17 protein-coding genes and 1 pseudogene are annotated in these 18038 nt (G+C 71.0%); 9 read left to right on the top strand and 9 right to left on the bottom strand.

Features of this window, described 5'->3' with window-relative positions; genetic code table 11:
* Nucleotides 1-155 precede the first annotated feature (155 nt).
* Nucleotides 156-998, bottom strand: coding sequence for a uridine kinase (locus EES41_RS01630; protein ID WP_123074974.1), 843 nt, complete (start codon nt 996-998; stop codon nt 156-158).
* A 187-nt stretch (nt 999-1185) separates the two neighbouring features.
* Complete coding sequence (locus tag EES41_RS01625) at nt 1186-2091, bottom strand: LysR family transcriptional regulator (RefSeq protein WP_123074972.1); 906 nt, start codon at nt 2089-2091, stop codon at nt 1186-1188.
* Between the two features lie 139 nt (nt 2092-2230).
* On the opposite strand from EES41_RS01625, the gene EES41_RS01620 reads away from it, so the two are divergent.
* The 3 genes from EES41_RS01620 (at nt 2231) to EES41_RS01610 (ending at nt 4666) form a co-directional block, all read left to right on the top strand.
* Nucleotides 2231-3058 (top strand): 3'(2'),5'-bisphosphate nucleotidase CysQ, encoded by an 828-nt coding sequence (locus EES41_RS01620; RefSeq protein WP_123074970.1) that lies wholly within the window; start codon nt 2231-2233, stop codon nt 3056-3058.
* A gap of 42 nt (nt 3059-3100) precedes the next feature.
* Complete coding sequence (locus EES41_RS01615; protein WP_123074968.1) at nt 3101-3697, top strand: NADPH-dependent F420 reductase; 597 nt, start codon at nt 3101-3103, stop codon at nt 3695-3697.
* Nucleotides 3698-4021: 324 nt separating this feature from the next.
* A complete protein-coding gene (locus tag EES41_RS01610; protein WP_123074966.1) occupies nt 4022-4666 on the top strand; it encodes a GAP family protein in 645 nt (214 codons plus the stop codon).
* Between the two features lie 216 nt (nt 4667-4882).
* Here EES41_RS01610 and EES41_RS01605 read toward each other — a convergent pair whose 3' ends face one another.
* Nucleotides 4883-5485 carry a DUF2867 domain-containing protein gene (locus EES41_RS01605; RefSeq protein ID WP_123074964.1) on the bottom strand — a complete coding sequence of 201 codons (603 nt, stop codon included), beginning with the start codon at nt 5483-5485 and terminating at the stop codon, nt 4883-4885.
* A gap of 94 nt (nt 5486-5579) precedes the next feature.
* On the opposite strand from EES41_RS01605, the gene EES41_RS01600 reads away from it, so the two are divergent.
* Entirely contained in the window at nt 5580-6140 is a 561-nt protein-coding gene (locus EES41_RS01600; RefSeq protein ID WP_123074962.1) for a TetR/AcrR family transcriptional regulator, read from the top strand.
* A gap of 153 nt (nt 6141-6293) precedes the next feature.
* Here the strand turns inward: EES41_RS01600 and EES41_RS01595 are convergent, their stop codons facing one another.
* From EES41_RS01595 to EES41_RS01585, 3 genes are all read right to left on the bottom strand, one after another.
* Nucleotides 6294-7577 carry a sodium:proton antiporter gene (locus EES41_RS01595; RefSeq protein WP_123074960.1) on the bottom strand — a complete coding sequence of 428 codons (1284 nt, stop codon included), beginning with the start codon at nt 7575-7577 and terminating at the stop codon, nt 6294-6296.
* Nucleotides 7578-7702: 125 nt separating this feature from the next.
* Complete coding sequence (locus tag EES41_RS01590; protein ID WP_123074958.1) at nt 7703-9067, bottom strand: glutamate decarboxylase; 1365 nt, start codon at nt 9065-9067, stop codon at nt 7703-7705.
* Nucleotides 9068-9285: 218 nt separating this feature from the next.
* Nucleotides 9286-9903, bottom strand: coding sequence for a TetR family transcriptional regulator (locus EES41_RS01585; protein WP_123074956.1), 618 nt, complete (start codon nt 9901-9903; stop codon nt 9286-9288).
* Between the two features lie 104 nt (nt 9904-10007).
* Between EES41_RS01585 and EES41_RS01580 the strand changes: the two genes are divergently transcribed.
* From EES41_RS01580 to EES41_RS01570, 3 genes are all read left to right on the top strand, one after another.
* Entirely contained in the window at nt 10008-12080 is a 2073-nt protein-coding gene (locus tag EES41_RS01580; protein ID WP_164495695.1) for a CocE/NonD family hydrolase, read from the top strand.
* 98 nt (nt 12081-12178) lie between these two features.
* The gene (locus EES41_RS01575; RefSeq protein WP_123074952.1) at nt 12179-13678 is read left to right on the top strand and encodes a long-chain fatty acid--CoA ligase; all 1500 of its coding nucleotides are present in this window, start codon (nt 12179-12181) and stop codon (nt 13676-13678) included.
* A gap of 277 nt (nt 13679-13955) precedes the next feature.
* A complete protein-coding gene (locus EES41_RS01570; RefSeq protein WP_123074950.1) occupies nt 13956-14435 on the top strand; it encodes a hypothetical protein in 480 nt (159 codons plus the stop codon).
* Nucleotides 14436-14598: 163 nt separating this feature from the next.
* Here the strand turns inward: EES41_RS01570 and EES41_RS01565 are convergent, their stop codons facing one another.
* Nucleotides 14599-15504: a LysR family transcriptional regulator gene (locus EES41_RS01565; protein WP_123082184.1), complete on the bottom strand. Its 906-nt coding sequence runs from the start codon at nt 15502-15504 to the stop codon at nt 14599-14601.
* A 148-nt stretch (nt 15505-15652) separates the two neighbouring features.
* Here EES41_RS01565 and EES41_RS01560 point away from each other — a divergent pair, with 148 nt between their 5' ends.
* On the top strand, nt 15653-16003 hold the full coding sequence (locus tag EES41_RS01560) for a carboxymuconolactone decarboxylase family protein (protein WP_123074948.1): 351 nt from the start codon (nt 15653-15655) through the stop codon (nt 16001-16003).
* 24 nt (nt 16004-16027) lie between these two features.
* Here the strand turns inward: EES41_RS01560 and EES41_RS42650 are convergent.
* Nucleotides 16028-16216, bottom strand: a pseudogene (locus EES41_RS42650) (IS5/IS1182 family transposase); the annotation flags it as partial.
* Nucleotides 16217-16242: 26 nt separating this feature from the next.
* On the bottom strand, nt 16243-17136 hold the full coding sequence (locus EES41_RS01555; protein ID WP_123074946.1) for an NADP-dependent oxidoreductase: 894 nt from the start codon (nt 17134-17136) through the stop codon (nt 16243-16245).
* A 70-nt stretch (nt 17137-17206) separates the two neighbouring features.
* On the opposite strand from EES41_RS01555, the gene EES41_RS01550 reads away from it, so the two are divergent.
* Complete coding sequence (locus EES41_RS01550) at nt 17207-17782, top strand: TetR/AcrR family transcriptional regulator (protein WP_123074944.1); 576 nt, start codon at nt 17207-17209, stop codon at nt 17780-17782.
* Nucleotides 17783-18038: the final 256 nt, after the last annotated feature.

Genomic DNA, 18038 nt, shown 5'->3' with positions numbered 1-18038 from the left:
GTATCCGGACGCCGGGGACCGGGCCGGCGCCGAACGGTATTCGCGGGTACCGGCCGCGCCTCGGCGGCGTACCCCCGGCCGGGCGGGGGGTGGGCCGTGGCTGGGCAGTGGTCGGTCTGACGGCGGGGGAGGAGGGATCACGCGCCCTTGCCGCTTCAGTAGCCCCTGACGAGCAGCTTGGCTCTGGTCTGGGGCCATGTGGTGTGCAGGTAGTAGTCCTCGGCGGCACGCCAACGTTCGATCCACTCCTCGGAGTTCTCGCCACGTGCTCGCACACGCCGTAGGCAGACGCTTCGCGGGGTGTCGACGTAGACGGTGAAGTGGTAGTAGGGGGCCAGCTCCGGGCGGGCGGTGTAGACCCCTTCGACGATCACCATGGTTCCGGGGGCGATCTCGCGCCAGGCCCCGAGTTGTCCGGTGGTCCAGTCGTAGATCTGGAAACGGGCGGTCTGGTCGTCCCGCAGCGGGATCAGGACCTGGTCCCGGAGGCGCTCCCAGTCGAAGTAGCGGTGGTAGCCCTGTTCCGCATCGAGTTGCTCTCGCTCGCGGTCGGGCATGGGGCGGTAGAAGTCGTCGACGTGGACGATGACGGCCCCGTCGAGGTGTCCGGCCGCCGCGGCAGCCAACGTGGTCTTGCCTGATCCTCCTGTGCCGTCGATGGCGACGATCCTGGTGGCTCCTCGGGTCCGGGGCAGCCGCAGGAGGCCGTCGGCAACGTCCTTCGCTCGCTCCGTCACGTCCACGAGTTGCTGACGAGTCCGCGGCTCGGTGGTCCGCGCGGCACTCGCCAGCACGATCTCCCTTGCTTCCCCGAGGCCGACTTCCATCAGTTCTCGGGTGACCACGATCGAGTCCATGACCCCAGCCCCGAGGTCCCGCAGCAGCCGCTGGACATGTTCCGCGGCCTCGTCTTGGTCCAGCAACGGCTCGCACTGCTCAACCAGGTAGGCGAGTCGTGCGGCACGCTCTGGAGGAACGCCCTGGATGTTTTCGAACATGAGAACTCCTTGTGGGCGGCGTGGGTGGCATGGGTGGCATGGGCGGACTGCAAACGGTGTTCGAACTCTTCGCGGAGGTGGACAGGGGGGCGGGCGCCGTGGAAGGCAGTGCGGTCGATGCCGGCTTCGCGGGCGAGAGTCTTGACGCCGCACGTGCCGCACTTGCCGCCAGGCCGAACCGCGCCGTCTACGACGTTCCGCGCAGGGTCAGCGCGTCTCGCGCCAGCCCGCGCAGCCAGGCGTGCGCGGTGTCGGTGTCATAGCGCTGATGCCACGACAGGTATATCGGCGCCGAAGGCAGTTCGAGCGGCAGGGGGAGCACGACCAGGCCGAGGTCGGCGACTGCGGAGCGGGTGGTGGCTTCGGGGACGCTGATCACCAGATCGGAGTCGCGCGCGAACGCCAACGCGGCCGCTTCCGTTGGCGCGGTCGCCACCACGCGGCGACTGAGGCTGAGCCGTGCGAGGGCGTCGTCGAGGGCGTTGCCGAGGTTTCCACGTCGCGAGACGGTGACGTGGTCAGCTGCGGCGTACCGCTTTGCGGTGAGGGCCCCGTCGCGGGTGAGCGGGTGTCCTCGCCTCACGATGATGACGAGGCGGGTCTCGCCCACGTTCTCGGCATGGATGTCCGGTGCGCTCGGGCGGTTGGCGTTCGCCTCCAGGTCAACCTCCCCGCGTCGCAACCCGGGTGTGTCGACGCTGGATTCCGCGATGAAGCGCAACCGTACGCCCGGCGCCTGTCCGCGTACGGACGCGAGCAGCGCGGGTCCGCTCAGGGCGACCAGGGAATCGTGCCAGCGAAGCGTGAAAGTGCGTTCCAACGTCGCCAGATCGAGTTCACGGCTCGGTGCCAGTACCCCCTGGACCTGGTGCAGCAGCTCGTGCACCTGTGCCCGGACGGCGATCGCATACGGCGTCGGGGTCATCGTGCGGCCGGTGCGCACCAGGATCTGATCTCCGGTCGTGTGCCGGATCCGGCCCAGACTCCGGCTCATCGCGGGGGCGGTGACGTGCAGGCGCGCGGCCGCCCCGGCCACACTCCCCTCCTCCAGCAGTGCGTCGAGCGCGGTGAGCAGGTTCAAATCCAATTGCATGTGAGTAATCCTAGACGTTCTCAACATGCATTTGAAGTTAATGCTCGGGCTCCATACCGTTGAGGCGAAAGCGCAGGACGGAACGCGCGGCACGGCCCGGTCCGAATTCACCAGCCCCTCCTCAGACAGGAGCACCACCATGTCCGAAACGCTTCAGACCACCACCACCGCTACCGCCACCGCCTCCGACGCCGACCTGCTCGCCCAGACCGTGACCGCCGTGCGTACGGCCGGTTCCGCGCTGCGCGAGCGCTTCGGCGAGGTGGTCCGGTACCAGACCCGCGAAGAGCTGATGCGCGCGCTCGCCGCCAACGACGACACGGCCCTCGACATCCTGCGCCCCCGCCTCACGCGGCTGCGCCCGGACGCCGGCTGGGTGGAGGACGAACTCGACGGCGGGGCGCTGCCGCCGGGCGAATGGTGGGTCGTGGACCCGGCCGAAGGCAACGTCAACCACCTTCACGCCCTGCCGGAATGGGCGGTCACCGCCACCCTCGTGCGCGAGAACCAGCCGGTACTCACCGTGGTCCACCTGCCGTTGACCGGCGAGACCTACACCGCGCTCAGCGGAGCGGGCGCCCACCTCGACGGCCGGCCCCTGCGCGTCTCCCAGACCGCGAACCTCGACCTGAGCATCGTCGCCACCAGCCAGGCCCGGCCGGACGAGGACGAGGAGGTCGTGCGGCGCGTCGGCTCCTCGATCACCGCGATGCTCTTCGACGCGCTCGTCGTCCGCACCGCCGTGCCCGCGACCTTGCACCTGGTGAACGTGGCCGCCGGCAGGACAGACGTCTTCTGGCAGTTCGCCGGGGCCCGCGCGGACCTGCTCCCCGGGGCACTGCTCGTCCTGGAGGCCGGGGGACGGATCTCCGACGCCGAGGGCCGCCCCTGGACCCCGCAGAGCGACAGCTTCCTGGCCGCCGCGCCTGGCGTCCATGCCGAAGCCGCATCGACGCTCTCCCGCTGACCCCTTACGAGAAGCAGAAAGACACCAGAGGAACGAGTCGCCATGAACAAGATCGCAGTACTCGGGAACGGCCGCGTCGGCGGCAACCTGGCCGCCGCCCTCACCCGAGCAGGGCATCAGGTCACCGTGGCGGACCGCACGCCGGGCGCCGCCGCCGACGCCGCCCGCACTGCCCGGATCGTCATCAACGCCACACCGGGCGCCGGCTCACTGGAACGTCTCGCCGCCCTGCGCGCGGAACTGCGGGGCAAGATCCTCGTCGACGTCTCCAACGCCACCACCGACGCCCCGGACGGACTGCCCGCCGACCTGCTCTACCCCGGCTCCAGCCTCGCCGAACAGCTCCAGGAAGCGCTCCCCGAAACCCGCGTCGTCAAGACGCTCAACACGATGCTCTTCCCCGTGATGACCGCGCCGGCCACGCTCACCCAGCCGCCGACCGCGTTCCTCTCCGGCGAGGATCCGCTGGCCAAGCAGACCGTCCATGAACTGCTCACCGACCTCGGCTGGCGGAAGGAGTGGATCACCGACCTCGGCGGAATCCAGACCGCTCGCGCCACGGAGGCCGCGATCCTGTTCGTGCCGCATGTGATCCGCTCCAGCGGATTCGTGCCCTTCGCGCTCTCCATAGCCCGCTGACCCGCACCACCGCCACACCGGGTCCGGTGACGGAGCGCCGCACGGCCCACCGTCGCCACCCCCGCCCCCGGGGGGTCCGGCCGAACCCCGCGCCAGCCGCGCGCCGGCCGGCGCGCAGCCCGAACACCCGCTGATACGTCAGCCGCTGGGCCCGGTCGGTGGATGCTCCACGACGGCGTGCTGCGTTCGGGTAGGTGCGCGTGGCTTCCTTGACCGGTCGGGCCGCCGCCCGCAGAGTCGGGACGCGGCGCAGTGAACAGCGCCGCCGCACCTGTTCACCCCCAAGACGGCAGGCGGCCTCGACCTCCAGGAGTGACTGCGCTGATGGTCCTCGACCTGGTCGTGATCGGTACGGCCATCACCCTGGGGCCCCTGCACAACAGTGCCTTCATCCTGCTGCTCTCCTCGCGGCGCGGCGTACGCAAGGGACTGGCCTTCCTCTTGTCGTGGCTTGCCAACCTGGTCACGGTGATCGCTTGCGTACTCCTGCTGACCGGCGGCGAGCCCCCGGCCCGCCACAGCGCGCCGTCGACCGGCGTGGCGTGTGTGAAACTCGCCCTTGGCGCGGGGATGGTGCTCTACGGCGCGCGCCGGCGCCGGCGGCCGCCACGCCCGCACGGCCCCCCGCGCTGGACCGCCCGCGTGGACGACGCCTCCCTGGCCACGGCCGCCGGGCTCGCCTGGCTGCTGCAGCCCTGGGCGTTGGTCGGTGCCGGCGCCGCGACGGTCGTCGCCGCGGACCTCTCCTCCCTCGCCGACTGGCTCGCGCTGGCCGGCTACTGCCTACTGGCCACGCTCGGCCTCATCGTCATGGAGATGTACGGCGTCTGGGCACCGGCGGCCGCGGGCGCCAAACTGAACGCCCTGCGGACCTGGCTCGGGCAGCATCAGGAGCAGCTGATCATCACCCTCTCCCTGCTCGTCGGCCTGTGGTTGATGGGGCGGGGCATCTACGAGCTGGTCGCCTGACGGCGGACGGGGGCTGCTTCGCCGGTGCCGCCGGTCGCGGGGCGGCGCGCGGGGCACGGGCACTCCGCGCGGCGACCGGCTCGACGTATCGGTCTCGCTGAGGGTCTCCCGGATTTGACCGAACCCGTGCAACCAGGCACTGCCCGGCACGGCGCCGGCGTAGCCGTCCGCTGACACTGGCTGTGGGGGTGGCGGCGACGGGACCCGGCCCCCCGGTCAGAGCGCCTTCCGCTGGGCGGCGTTCGCCTCCCACTCGCGGCCGATCGAGCGGATCAGCGCCGGGTACACCCCGAGGTACCGGAAGGGCTTGATGGCGGCCATGTAGAGGGAGCCGAGCAGTCCGTTCGGTTTCACCAGGACGGCCATCTGGCCGCGGTAGCCGCCGGAGCCGTCCGGTACCCAGCCGATGTGCATCACGGCCCGCACGGTCTTGTTGGCCATTTCGGCGGCCCATTCGTCGTGCCGTTGGTAGAGCGAGGTGAACGGGGACGAGCCGAGGTCGGGGCCCCGTGGGCCGTCGCGAAGGTCCGCCGGCAAGCGGTCGCGCAGGCAAGGCCGCCGGACGCCGGTGTCGGGATCCGGCTTGTCCCAGCCGAGCAGGGCCCCGAGCTTCCGGCGGACGGCGAAGAGCGCGCGGGAGACGAAACCGTCTCCGTTCACCCCGCCCTTGATGCCCTCGGCGAACTGGTCCACCAGCAGCGCGAGGTCATCGGGTCCGCCGGGGGTGGGCAGCGCCCACACGTCCTCAACGGTGAAGTCGTCGGCGATCTCGTGGATCCGCCACGGGCGGTCGGTGTGGTCGGTTCGGGGAAGTCGCATGGCCGGACCCCTGTCTATACGGTGGCGTATAGATCGAGTGTAGGCATATCTATACGCCCCCGTATACTCGGCAGGACGTGAGGAGGCACACAAGATGGGCGCGACCCGCACACCCCGGGGAAAGTGGATCGAGGAAGGACTGCGGGCCCTCGTCGCCGGCGGTCCCGAAGCCGTGCGGATCGAGGCGCTGGCACAGGCGCTCGGTGTCAGCAAGGGCGGCTTCTACGGCTACTTCCGCAACCGGGACGCACTGCTCACCGAGATGCTCGACACCTGGGAGTACGAGGTCGCGGAAGGTGTCATCGAACAGGTCGAAAGCGGCGGGGGAGAGGCGAGGGCCAGGCTGAAGCGGCTGTTCGACATCGTCGCCGCCGGCACCGACGGCCCGGTGCGGGGCACCACCGCCGACATCGCGGTCCGCGACTGGGCCCGCCGCGACGCGGCCGTCGCCGAGCGGCTGCGCCGCGTCGACAACCGCCGCATGGACTACCTGCGTTCCCTGTTCTCCGCCTTCTGCCCCGACGAGGACGAGGTCGAGGTCCGCTGCCTGCTCGCCGTCTCGGTGCGCATCGGCAACCACTTCAACGCCGCCGACAGCGGCAAGCGCAGCCGCGCGGAAGTGATGGAGCTGATCGGCCGGCGGCTGCTGGAGTAGCCGCAGGGCGCAGGGCGCGGCGGATGCCGGCGGCCTCGGTGCCCACCATGCGATGACGCGAGCCGTGGGGGCACCGATCAGGTCGGCAGTCGCTGTCACCGATGGTGCTGAGCTCGGTGGAGCCCTCCTGGGATCCGGGGAGGTGCGAACCCTTCAGCGTGGGATGTCGTCGTGGGCGAGTGCGTTCTCCCGCAGGTTCGGGTCGACGCGGAGTCTGCGGGTGAACCACGCGCCGTAGCGGTTTCCCAGGTAGGGGGCGGTGGCTCCGTGGAGGAGGATGCTCAGGCCGACCGTCACGGCGATGACTTCGCTCGTCAAGGACCCTCCGGGCAGGTGTTCTTCGAAGGCGATCAGGCCGAATACCAGGGAAGCGAGTCCGCGTGGACCGAACCAGCCGATGTAGGCCACGGAAGCGGGGCGCAGACCGCTGCCGGCCAGTGCGACAGCGACCGGCAGCATACGGACGACGGTCAGGCTGATCAGCCCGTAGACGACGGGTCTCCACGTCAGGTGTTGGAGTACCGGTCCCAGGATGACCGCGCCGAAGACGAGGAAGGACAGCGAGGCGAGCAGCAGGCCGAGGCGTTCGGTGAACCTCGCGCTCTCCTCGGGCTCCACGCCTTCGGGACGGGTTTCTCGGTCGGCGGGTGTCCGCCGCAGGTGGATGCCGAAGGCCAGGCCCGCGACCCAGGCGCCGATGAAGCCGCTGCCCTCGGCCGCGACGCACAGCGCGTACGCCAGGACCGGCACGGCGAGTGCCAGGAACTGCTGCCAGTCGGAGCTGGTCCACCCCCGGGAGAGCGACCAGCGCAGCAGGCTCGCCCCGGCCCAGCCGGCCGTGATTCCGATCGCACCGCTGAGCAGCAGCGCACGCAGGAACGTCTCCGCGATCCCTGGATGGCCGTGGCCCTCACCCGCCGCCGCCAGGGCCAGCACGAAGAACGGCAGCGCCAGACCGTCGTTCAGCCCGGATTCCACGGACAGGCCGCCTCGGACCAGCGCCGGCACCCGTTCGTTGGAGACGGCCTGCTGGCCCAGCGCGGCGTCCGTCGGCGCCAGGACGACGGCGACCAGAGCCAGCTCCCACACCGTCAGGCCGGGCAGCAGGGGCCAGGCCGCCAGCCAGCCCAGAGCCATCGTGGCGGGCAGACCCACTGCGAGCAGCCGCAGCGGCAGGAACTCCTCCCGGCGCAAGTCCCCGGCCCTGATCCCGGCCGCGTCCGCGAACAGCAGGAGCACCAGCGCGCCCTCCAGCAGCGCCCGCGTGACCTCAAGGTCCCGTGCCGGGTCCAACAGGTCCAGGCCCAGCGGGCCGATCGCCAGCCCGCACAGCATGAACACCAACGGCCCCGAGACCACCGTGGTCGACAAACGCCGCGACAGCGCCCCGTAGCCGACGACCACACCTCCGGCGACCACGACGGCCCAGCCGTTCATCCGTACTCCTCACCGCAGGCATCCCTCGTCGCCGGACGGCAGCGCCACGGCCGGCGTCACAGACCGAGCAGGCCGCTGCGCTCGCGCTGGTCCACCCCGAGCCGGTGACCGCCCGTCAAGACGCGTCAGTACCCGGTGCCGCGCTTGACCTGGGCCCGCTCGATCCCGTGGGCCGCCCCCTTGTCGTCCAACGTGCTGCACGCGTCGGCGATGTCCTGGGTCAGGCGATCGATCTGCTCGCGGCTCAGTGTCTCCTTGACCAGGGCGCGCAGGATCTTCACCCGCTCCGCGTTGGGCGGGAGGGTGTATGCCGGCACCATCCAGCCCCGCTCGGCCGAGAGCTGCCAGGCGATGTCGGACTCGTCGTAGGCGTGCTTGCCCGCGAGACGGAAGGCGACCAGCGGCAGCTGTTCGAGGTCGCTCCCGATCACTTCGAAGCGGCCGCTGCTCCGCAGGTTGTCCGCGAGTGCGCGGGCGTTCTCCTGCATCATCTTCATGACGTAGGTGTAGCCCTGGCGACCGAGCCGCACGAAGTTGTAGTACTGCGCGAGCACCATCGACGCACCAGTGGAGAAGTTCAGGGTGAACGTCGCGTCGGTCTTGCCCAGGTAGTTCTCGTAGAAGACGAGGTCCTTGGCCAGGTCGGCCTCCTCGCGGAAGACCAGCCATCCGATGCCGGGGTAGACCAGTCCGTACTTGTGCCCGGAGACGTTGATGGAACGGACCTGCTCCAGCCGGAAGTCCCATTTCGAGTCCGGGTAGAGGAAGGGCCACACGAATGCGCCGCTGGCGCCGTCGACATGGATCGGAATGTCGAGGTCCCGCTTCTTGCGAACGTCCCGCAGGAGCTCGTCGATCCCGACGACATCGTCCTTGTGGCCGGTGAACGTGGTGCCGAGGACGGCGACGACGCCGATCGTGTTCTCGTCGAGGTGGGGCTCCACGTCCTCCGGGCCGATCGTGTACTTGTTCTCGGCGAGCGGCACGATCCGCGGCTCGACGTCGAAGTAGCGGCAGAACTTCTCCCACACGACGTGGACGTCACCGCCGAAGATCAGGTTGGGCCGGTCGGTCGACAGGCCGGCTGCCTGGCGGCGCTCGCGCCACTTCCACTTCAACGACAGCGCGCCGAGCATGATCGCCTCGGATGAGCCCTGCGTCCGGCATCCAGTCGTCCTGCCCGGCGCATGGAAGAGGTCGGCGAGCATGCGCACGCAACGCTGCTCGATCTCGGCGGAAATGGGGTACTCCGCATGGTCGATGAAGTTGCGGTGCAGGTTCTCGGCGATCAGCCGTTGGGCCTCCGGCTCCATCCACGTGGTGACGAACGTGGCGAGGTTGCGCTGCGGGTCGCCCTCCATGGCGAGATCCACATCCACGAGCCTCATCGCGTCCTGCGCGGGCATGCCTTCCTCGGGGAAGGTCTCCGAGGGAGCGGCCACCGTCAAGAACCGGTTACCGAAAAGAGCGGATTCGTCGCGCTTGGTCATGCCTCGATTCAACCGTGCCGGAGCCTGCCGCAGGCGAGGGACACACCGCGCGTTCTACGCGGACGGGCGGCACCGGCCAGGAGCGCGCCGAGGAGGACGGTGCCCGCGCTCGCGGACCTGCTCCCTCTGTGAGGCCGGGAGCGGCCGCTGACCGGCTGTGAACGGGGGGACCCCGACCGCGACGCAACAACCGGACCACCAGGAGCTCACCGGTGGGGTCAGCCCGGGCTCCGGCCGTCGCTGAGGGCCGGGGGCAGGGGGCCGGTGAGGTAGTGCTGGATGGTGGGGGCGAGGAGGTCGGTGACGGCATCGGCGGGGAGGGTGGCGATGACGCCGACCTGCCAGATGTAGCGGTTCATGACCATGCCGACGATCTGGGTGGCGATGAGGCTGGCCCGCAGGTTGCGTTCGGTGTCGGGCAGGCTGTGGGAGACGACGGCCAGGACGAGTTCGGAGAACAGCTGCCGCAGGCGTTGCAGGGCGGCGGGTTCCTGGGCGGCGGTGAGGATGATGGAGCGCAGGATCTCGGCGGGGACGGGATCCTCCCACAGGCTCAGGGTGGCCTGCACGAAGGCGTGCCCCCGCCGCTCCAGGGGCTGTTCGGCGGCGGCGGCCACGGCTGCGCCGAACGCCTCGGGGGGTTGCATCACCTCTTCCAGCAGCCCGGTCTTGGTGCGGAAGTAGTAGTTCACCAGGCCGGGGTCGACGCCGGCCTCCTGGGCGACCGACCGGAGTGAGGTCGCGGCGTAGCCGCGCGTGGCGAAGGATCTGCGGGCGGCGGCGACGATCTTGTCCGCCTGCTCTCCGCGTTCACCCCGAGGGCCTCGACCGGTCACACCGCATCACCTTCCGTAACGGTTGGGAGGGGGGCTTCCCCTCAGCGAGAGTTTCAGCATACGTTGAAATTAGTTTCCACGCGTGAGGAAATTAGGAGTTGATCATGCGAACGATCAAAGACGAGTGGATCACCGTGTCCGACGGTGTCCGGATCTGCGCTGATGTGTACCTACCGGAAGGGGACGGGCCGTTCCCAGCGCTGTACGCGGTGGCGCCCTACCAGAAGGACCTGCTGCACCTGCCGGCCGTGTCGATGTTCCGGTTCATCGAGACCGGCCCCCTCGACTACTGGACCGGCCACGGCTATGCCGTCGTGGTCGGCGACCAGCGCGGCACCGGCAGGTCCGAGGGGCAGTTCGAGCTGTTCGGCCCAGCCGAGCAGCGCGACTTCTACGACACCATCGAGTGGATCGCCTCCCGCCCCTGGTCGACCGGCAAAGTGTCGATGATCGGGGAGAGCGCCTACAGCGTGAACCAGTGGCTGGCCGCCGCGCAGCGCCCGCCCCACCTGACCTGCGCGCTGATCTACAGCGGGTTCACGGACCTCTACCACGACGCGGTCTACCACGGCGGGGTCTACTCCATGGGGTTCCTCAACTTCTGGTCGACCGACCACCTCCGCGCCAGTGCCACGATCGGCGGCGGCACTCCGCCCCGGCCCGGCGGCGTCACCGCCGACCTCATCGGCATGACCCTGGACCGGCCCGTCTTCGACGACTGGTGGGAGCAGCGGGCGGTGAAGGTGGAGGACATCGACGTCCCGGTGCTGAACATCGCCTGGTGGTACAGCGTCGGCCTGCACCTGCGCGGTCAGCTCGACGGCTACGAGCGGCTGCGGGACCCCGACAAGCGTCTCGTCGTACTCGCCGGCACCGACAGCCACGAGTCCTACTACCGGCCCGATTTCCTCGACGCGCACATCCGCCCCTGGTACGACCACTGGCTCAAGGGCGTCGACAACGGCGTCATGGACGGCCCCGCGGTCCGTATCCAGGTCGCCAACTCCGGGCGCCGGCCGCGGGAGGAATCCGAATGGCCACCCCGGCGCGCCGTGCCGATCACGCTCTACCTGGACCCCCAACCCGCACACGCCGTCCCCTCACTCAACGACGGCAGCCTCGCCACCACCCCGCCCACCGGGCCGGCCGGAACGGCGACCGTCTACGACTACCCCAACCCCGAGTGGACGGTGGGCACCACCGTCATCACCGACGGCATTCCACAGCCCACCCGGGGCGTCCTCACCTTCACCACCGCGCCCCTGGAACACGACACCGAGGTCACCGGGAAGATCACCCTGGTGCTGTACGCGGAGTCCGACCAGACCGACACCGACTTCCACGTCAAGCTCTCCGAGCAGAAGGCCGTGCCCAAGCTCAAGCAGACCCTCATGCGCAGGATCGCGAAGAACGTACCGCCGCCCTCCGCCACGGTCACCCGCGGCTGGCTGAAGGCGTCCCACCGCACCCACCCGCCCCAGCCGATCGAGCCGGGAACCGTCGTCCGCTACGAGATCGAGGTCTGGCCGACCTCCTACCTCTTCCCCAAGGGCAGCCGAATCCGCCTGGAGATCGCAGGCGGCGACTCGGCGGTCGCCGACGGCCTGTTCCACCACTACTACGGCCACAAGGCGGGCCGCGACCTCATCCACCACGACGCCGACCACCCCTCCCACCTCGTCCTGCCCGTCATCCGCCAACCCGCCGACTCTGACAACGGGGCATCCACCGTGGCCACCACATCCTCCTCACCGAGACCGTCCGCCCGCCACCTCACCGGCACCCCCGGCAGGGCGGCTCGACCGGCTGCCATCGGCATCGGCCTCCTCGCGAATCTCGTATACGTCCTCGTCCTCACCGGAGTCGCCGGGTACGGCCTGAAGGCTCCCGCAGCGTTCGGCCGGCCGGCCCAGACCGTACAGATCGGCGTGGTGATCGCCGCCTCCGTCGTACCCGCGCTGCTCGGCTGGGGACTTCTGGAGCTGCTGGAACGATTCGTCCCACGGCGGGCCACCCTCATCTGGTCGACACTCGCGACTCTGCTGCTCGTCGGCGGCCTTCCCTACAACGGGGCCGGAGTCACCGCAACCGACCAGTTCCTGCTGGCCCTCATGCACCTGGTCGTCGGCGCGGCGGTGATCCCCGCCTTCGTGATCACGTCGCTGCGCAGATCCTGACGCCCGTCCCACCCCGGTGACCCCCACGCCCACCCGACCGCCTCGCACCAGCGCTCCCGCCCGATCCGCCCCGCACACCCGAACCCAGAGGAACCGTCATGACCAACATCGCCACGCTGCTGACGGCCTCCGCGGCTGCTCACGGTGACCGGATCGCCATACGGCACGAGACCACCGCGCTGACCTATGCCCAACTCGACGACCTGACCGCACGGACCGCCGCGCTGCTGGAGGAGCGCGGCGTACGCCCGGGCGACCGGGTGGCCGTCATCACACCCAACGTCCCGCACTTCCCCATCGCCTACTACGGCATCCTCCGCGCGGGCGCCGTCGTCGTGCCGATGAACCCGTTGCTCAAGGCCCCGGAGATCGCCTTCATCCTGCGCGACGCCGGCGCCCGGACGGTGCTGACCTCCCCGATGTCGGCGGCCGAGACGGCCGAGGCGGCCGCGGCCACCGGAACCGACTGCCTGGTCCTCGAACCGGACGGCTTCGACGCCCTGCTCGACCGCACCGAGCCGGTCGCCGCCGTCTTCGACGCGCAGGACACCGATCTCGCGGTGATCCTCTACACCTCAGGCACCACCGGCACGCCGAAGGGCGCCGAACTGACGCACCGCAACCTCCTCACCAATACCGCCACCGCCGTGGAGACCCTCTTCCGCGTCGGCCCCGACGACGTGCTCTTCGGCGGCCTGCCCCTGTTCCACGCCTTCGGCCAGACCTGCGGCCTCAACACGGCCGTGGCCGCCGGGGCCACACTGAGCCTCCTCACCCGGTTCCATCCGGCGGCGGCTCTGGAGGCCATCCACAGGGATGCCGTCACCGTCCTCCTCGGCGTTCCGACGATGTACGCCGCGCTCGTGCACGCCGAGCTTCCCGACGGCTTCGGCGCCCCGCGCCTGCGCCTCGCGGTCTCCGGAGGCGCGTCGCTTCCGATCGAGGTCCTGCACGGCTTCGAGCAGCGTTTCGGCGTTGACGTGCTGGAAGGGTACGGCTTGTCCGAGACGTCTCCCGTGGCCGCGTTCAACATGCCGGACCGGCCGCGCAAGCCCGGCTCCGTAGGCCTGCCCGTTCGCGGCGTCGAGCTGCGGCTGGTCAACGAGGACGGGACGACGACCGGGCCCGGCGGGGTCGGCGAGATCGCGATCCGCGGCGAGAACGTCATGGCCGGCTACCACCGAAGGCCGCGCGCCACCGCGGAGGCGATCCGCGACGGCTGGTTCCACACCGGCGACCTCGCCCGCGTCGACGAGGACGGCTACTACTTCATCGTCGACCGGGCGAAAGACATGATCATCCGCGGCGGCTACAACGTCTACCCACGTGAGGTCGAGGAGGTCCTGTACCAGCACCCGGCGGTCGCCGAAGCCGCCGTCGTCGGCATACCGGACCCGCGGCTGGGGGAGGAGATCGCGGCGATGGTGGTCCTCAAGTCCCAAGGACAGGCCACGGCCGAGGAGATCCGCGATTACGTGAAGGCACAGGTGGCCGCGTACAAGTACCCGCGGGTCGTCAAGCTCACCGATGCACTCCCCAAGGGGGCGACCGGGAAGATCCTCAAACGGGACATCGTCATCACCCCCACCGATCACTGACCCGTGTCACAACGCGCCAACCGCGCCGTTCCGCCCGCTACCGGCTCCTCACCCCCCAGGAGCAGGAGCTGATCCACCCGATCGCGGCCGCCGCCGGCGCCGTGTACGCGGCCGCCGCATGGGCCTGGCGCCGCCACGAGGCGCCGCAGTCGCCGCGTCTCATCCACCCGTACACGACCCACGGGCCCCACACCCCAGCTCACAATGCCGTCCCAACCCCTCGCCGCAGCCGCGCGCGTACGCACTACCTCGACCCGGACAAAGGAATCCCGCCCCCGTGACCCGCACCCCCGACGTCGTCACCCCCGACGTCGTCACCCTCGCTTCCCTCGACACGCACCGCCTGATCGTCACCCTTCCCAACCAGGGCCCCGCCGACGTCCGCTCGAACCTCCCGCGCGCCACCGCCGCCGCCATGCTGCGCCGCCTCGCCGACGAGCTCGACGCCGAGCAGCTCCTCGGTGCCCTACCCGGGGAAGCGTTCGCCACGCTCACCCAGCAGCTCACACGCCGCAACCGCCCCGCCGACGCCGCCCGGTACGCCGCCGACGCCCTCGCCCACCACACGCGCGAGCTCGCCGACATGCTCGCCGCGGCTCTCGACCGGGGCGTCCCGGCCGAAGCCTCGTCGGCCGGCCGGCACCTGGTCTCGATGCTGCGCAGCCACGCCGCCAACCTCGCCAGCCCGCCCCGGACCGCCATCGACGGTGTGCTCGACCTCGCCGCCGCCCGGCGCGCCCGCCTCACCCGCCGATGAGGGACTGTCCATCGTTCGGTGCAACTCCCGACCATGAAGGATGCGTCGGTGGCCAGTGAGTACGTGACCGAGGCCGAGATCAGCGATGCGGCCGGCGAGATCGGCCGGGGCATTTCGGCCGACAGGGCCTACGTGCGAGCAGCATGATCGGCCCGACAGCTCCTCATCGGGGCTGGGCGGGCGCGTCGCGCCGCGCCTGTCGCGCCTGTGCCTGCCTCGCGGTGTCGAGGGCGTCCGCGAGCGCATCGACGAGCGGGTCGGTGACACCTGCCGGCCGGGCGGTGACGACCCGGCTCGGCGGATGGCCGTCGACGGGTACGAAGGCGATGCCGGGCCGCGCGTGCCGCAGCGCGGCTCCGGCCGGGAGGAGGCCGACCGCGCCCTCCCACAGGACGGCGTGCAGGCACTCCTCGACCGACGCCACGACCGGGCCGGGTGCGTCCTCCCCGGCGGCGAGCCAGTAGGCCCGCCATCGGGCATCGGTTCCCGGGGGCAGGCGGAACCGCGGGCGGTCGGCCAGCTCCGTGACGTGCAGGCGCGGGCGGCCCGCCAGCGGATCGTCCCCGGGGACGGCCGCGACCAGCGGTTCTTCGCCGAGCGGCCGAACCGTCAGGCCGGAAGTGTCGAAGGGCAGGCGGGTGAGCGCGAGGTCCACCCGGCCCTCGCGCAGGCCGGCCGTCGGATCGGTGACCGCCGCCTCACGCAGCCGCACCCGCACCCCCGGGCGCATGCGCCGCAAGGCGGCCACAGCTGCCGGGCCGACCTCCAGGCCCGCGCCCGCGACCACGCCCAGTACGAGCACCCGGTCGGCCACCGTGTCGCGGACCCGCTCGCGGGCGCGTTCGGCACGCTCCAACAGATCCCGCGCCTCCGCCAGCAGCACCTCGCCCGCAGGGGTGAGCCGCGCCCCGGTGGGGATCCGCTCGAACAGCCGGCACCCGAGGTCGGCCTCCAGCTCCCGTATGCGGCGGCTCAGCGGCGGCTGGGCCAGACGCAGACGTACGGCGGCCCGGCCGAAGTGGCCCTCTTCGGCCACGGCGACGAAACAGTGCAATGCCCGCAAGTCCATGACCAGCCACGATACCGAGAACGAACCCACACCCCGGAAACCGGTCTTGGACAGCACCGCGGCACCCGAGGTGAAGTGGTGCCAGGCGCAGGGCAACAGGCCCGCCGCACCCACCCCCACCCCCGCCCCACGCTTCAGGAGCCCGCACATGTACGCACACCCCGACGACCTCCACCGCGCCCGCTCCGTCGGCGCCAACGCCCCGGCGGAGTTCGCCGCGTGGGTCGCCTTCCAGCAGGCCGTCGACCGGGAGGACGGGGCGGTGCCGCGCCGCTACCGCGAGCTGATCTCCGTGGCGGTCGCGCTCGTCACCCAGTGCTCCTACTGCCTGGACGTACACACCGCCGCCGCCCGCCGCCACGGCGTAACCCCCGAGGAACTCGCCGAAGCCGCCTTCGTGACCGCCTCCGTCCGCGCAGGCGGCACACTCGCACACGCACTGCTCGCCGACCGCCTCTACGAACAGCACCCCCACTCCTCGGCGCCCGCCCACGGCTAGGCCGTCTGGGAGTGGTCCGGGCGATCATGTGCAGCCGCGCTTGTCGTGGCGAGTCGCGACGGCTCGGGCGTTCTTCAGCTTGTTGATGGCCCGTTCGACGGTGTTGCGTCTCGTGTACCGCTCGTGGTCGAAGCCCGGTGGCCGCCCACCTCGTGAGCCCCTGCGCAGGCGGGCGGTCCGGCTGTCGGCCTTCTCCGGGATCGCGTGCCGGATGCCCGGGACGCCGGGCGGGGCGCGGCTCAGACGATCAGGACCCGGCGCCCCCGGGTGTGGCCGGCGCGGCTGTCGGTGTGCGCCGCCGCTGCCTCGGTGAGCGCGTACGACTTCTCGACCGGGATGTGGAGCCTGCCCCGGGAGATGAGGTCGACGGCCTCGGCGAGCGCGTCCGGCACGCTTCCGGCCACGCCGGAGAACCGGACGCCCAGCCGCGGCGCGCCGAGGTCGGCGATGGAGACGACCTTGCGCGGGTCCCCGGTCAGCTCGACGAGTTCGCGGATCACGCCCGAGCCGGCCAGGTCGAGGGCCGCGTCGACCCGGCCCAGGTGCCGCACCCGTTCGGCCCAGCCCTCGTCGTAGGTCGTGGCGAGGGCGCCCAGGCCGCGCAGGTAGTCCTGGTTCGCGGCCCCGGCCGTGCCGATCACCGTGATGCCGCGCGCGCGGGCGATCTGCAGCACCGCCGACCCGACGCCGCCGGACGCGCCGCTGACCAGCAGCGTCTGCCCGGGCCGCACGCCGGCCTCGCGGATGACGCGCAGCGCGGTCTCCACCACCGACGGGTACCCGGCCGCCTCCTCGAAGGACAGTCCCTCGGGCATCCGGGCCCAGGCCGACAGCACGGCGAATTCGGCGTACGTGTCGGTGCCTTCGCCGAACACGCGGTCGCCGACCTCGACCCCCTCGACGCCCTCGCCGACCTCGTCCACCACCCCGGCGGCGTCCAGTCCGACCCCGGCGGGCAGCTCGATCGGATGGGCTCCCAGGACCTGGCCCTCCCGGATCCTCCAGTCGACGGGGTTGACACCCGCCGCCCGTACGGCGATGCGTATCCGGCCGGGGGCCGCGTGGGGCTCCTCGGCTTCCACCAGTTGCAGGACCTCGGGACCGCCGAACTCGGCGAAGCTGATTTTCCTCATGCGGCCGACGGTAGCCCTAACGGTTAGGGTTTCACAACGGTTAGGGATTCATACCTGGTAGCGTCAGCGCATGATCGAGCCGTCCGGACGCCGCGAACGCAAGAAGGCCGCGACCCGCCAGAAGATCGCTGACACCGCGCTGAGCCTCTTCCTGGAGCGCGGGTACGACGCCGTGGGCATCCGTGACGTGGCGGCCGAGGCCGACGTGGCCGTCACCACCGTCTTCGCCCACTTCGCCTCGAAGGAGGCCCTGGTGTTCGAGCGCGACCAGGACTTCGAGCAGCGCCTCACCCGGGCGGTGACCGACCGGCCTCCGCACCAGCCGCTCATCCCGGCGCTGCACCGCGAGGTCCAGGCCCTGGTGCGGCACTGCACGGCGGAGGGCAGTGCCCCCGTCCGGCGCATGATCGAGGGATCGCCCGCCCTTCTGGAATACGAGGAGTCGATGAGCCTGCGTCACGCGCAGGCGCTGGCAGCGGCGCTGGCCGCCGATCCCCGCCTGTCCCGGAGCGCGACGGCCTGCCGGGCGACCGCGCGGTTCGCCATCGACGCCTACGCGCTGGCCTGCCGGGCGGACGATCCCGGGGCCACGGTGGACGAGGTCTTCCGGATGATCGAGGCGGCCTGGGAAGCCACCTCGCCCTGAGCCGGCCGATTGAGTCGGGCGGAAGCGGTCGCGCTCGTGCGGCGAATCCTTGAGGCGGACCATGCCTCCGAAGACGAGGTGAACGTACGGGCACAGGTCTCGGTGATCAGGCAGTTGCGACGTTCTGTGATCACTGGGGAGACCTGTGCCCGCGCTTCGAGGATGCGGCCGGATGGCGGGAGCGTCTGTCGACCGCGCTGCGCACCTGGCTCGGCGAACCGCACACCCGTATGCCGAACGGCCAACAAGGTGAACC

This window comes from Streptomyces sp. ADI95-16, from assembly GCF_003721495.1.
GTDB classification, from domain to species: Bacteria; Actinomycetota; Actinomycetes; order Streptomycetales; family Streptomycetaceae; genus Streptomyces; species Streptomyces goshikiensis.
The sequence above is the reverse complement of the archived record's forward strand: the minus strand, read 5'-3'. Positions and strand labels throughout refer to the sequence as shown.

Bases quoted from the DNA above. Each gene is read 5' to 3' on its own strand.
- EES41_RS01550 (WP_123074944.1), top strand. From the start codon at position 17,207: ATGATCGAGCCGTCCGGACGCCGCGAACGCAAGAAGGCCGCGACCCGC.
- EES41_RS01555 (WP_123074946.1), bottom strand. From the start codon at position 17,136: ATGAGGAAAATCAGCTTCGCCGAGTTCGGCGGTCCCGAGGTCCTGCAA.
- EES41_RS01615 (WP_123074968.1), top strand. From the start codon at position 3,101: ATGAACAAGATCGCAGTACTCGGGAACGGCCGCGTCGGCGGCAACCTG.
- EES41_RS01580 (WP_164495695.1), top strand. From the start codon at position 10,008: ATGCGAACGATCAAAGACGAGTGGATCACCGTGTCCGACGGTGTCCGG.
- EES41_RS01605 (WP_123074964.1), bottom strand. From the start codon at position 5,485: ATGCGACTTCCCCGAACCGACCACACCGACCGCCCGTGGCGGATCCAC.
- EES41_RS01630 (WP_123074974.1), bottom strand. From the start codon at position 998: ATGTTCGAAAACATCCAGGGCGTTCCTCCAGAGCGTGCCGCACGACTC.
- EES41_RS01620 (WP_123074970.1), top strand. From the start codon at position 2,231: ATGTCCGAAACGCTTCAGACCACCACCACCGCTACCGCCACCGCCTCC.
- EES41_RS01565 (WP_123082184.1), bottom strand. From the start codon at position 15,504: ATGGACTTGCGGGCATTGCACTGTTTCGTCGCCGTGGCCGAAGAGGGC.
- EES41_RS01560 (WP_123074948.1), top strand. From the start codon at position 15,653: ATGTACGCACACCCCGACGACCTCCACCGCGCCCGCTCCGTCGGCGCC.
- EES41_RS01610 (WP_123074966.1), top strand. From the start codon at position 4,022: ATGGTCCTCGACCTGGTCGTGATCGGTACGGCCATCACCCTGGGGCCC.
- EES41_RS01595 (WP_123074960.1), bottom strand. From the start codon at position 7,577: ATGAACGGCTGGGCCGTCGTGGTCGCCGGAGGTGTGGTCGTCGGCTAC.
- EES41_RS01625 (WP_123074972.1), bottom strand. From the start codon at position 2,091: ATGCAATTGGATTTGAACCTGCTCACCGCGCTCGACGCACTGCTGGAG.
- EES41_RS01590 (WP_123074958.1), bottom strand. From the start codon at position 9,067: ATGACCAAGCGCGACGAATCCGCTCTTTTCGGTAACCGGTTCTTGACG.
- EES41_RS01575 (WP_123074952.1), top strand. From the start codon at position 12,179: ATGACCAACATCGCCACGCTGCTGACGGCCTCCGCGGCTGCTCACGGT.
- EES41_RS01600 (WP_123074962.1), top strand. From the start codon at position 5,580: ATGGGCGCGACCCGCACACCCCGGGGAAAGTGGATCGAGGAAGGACTG.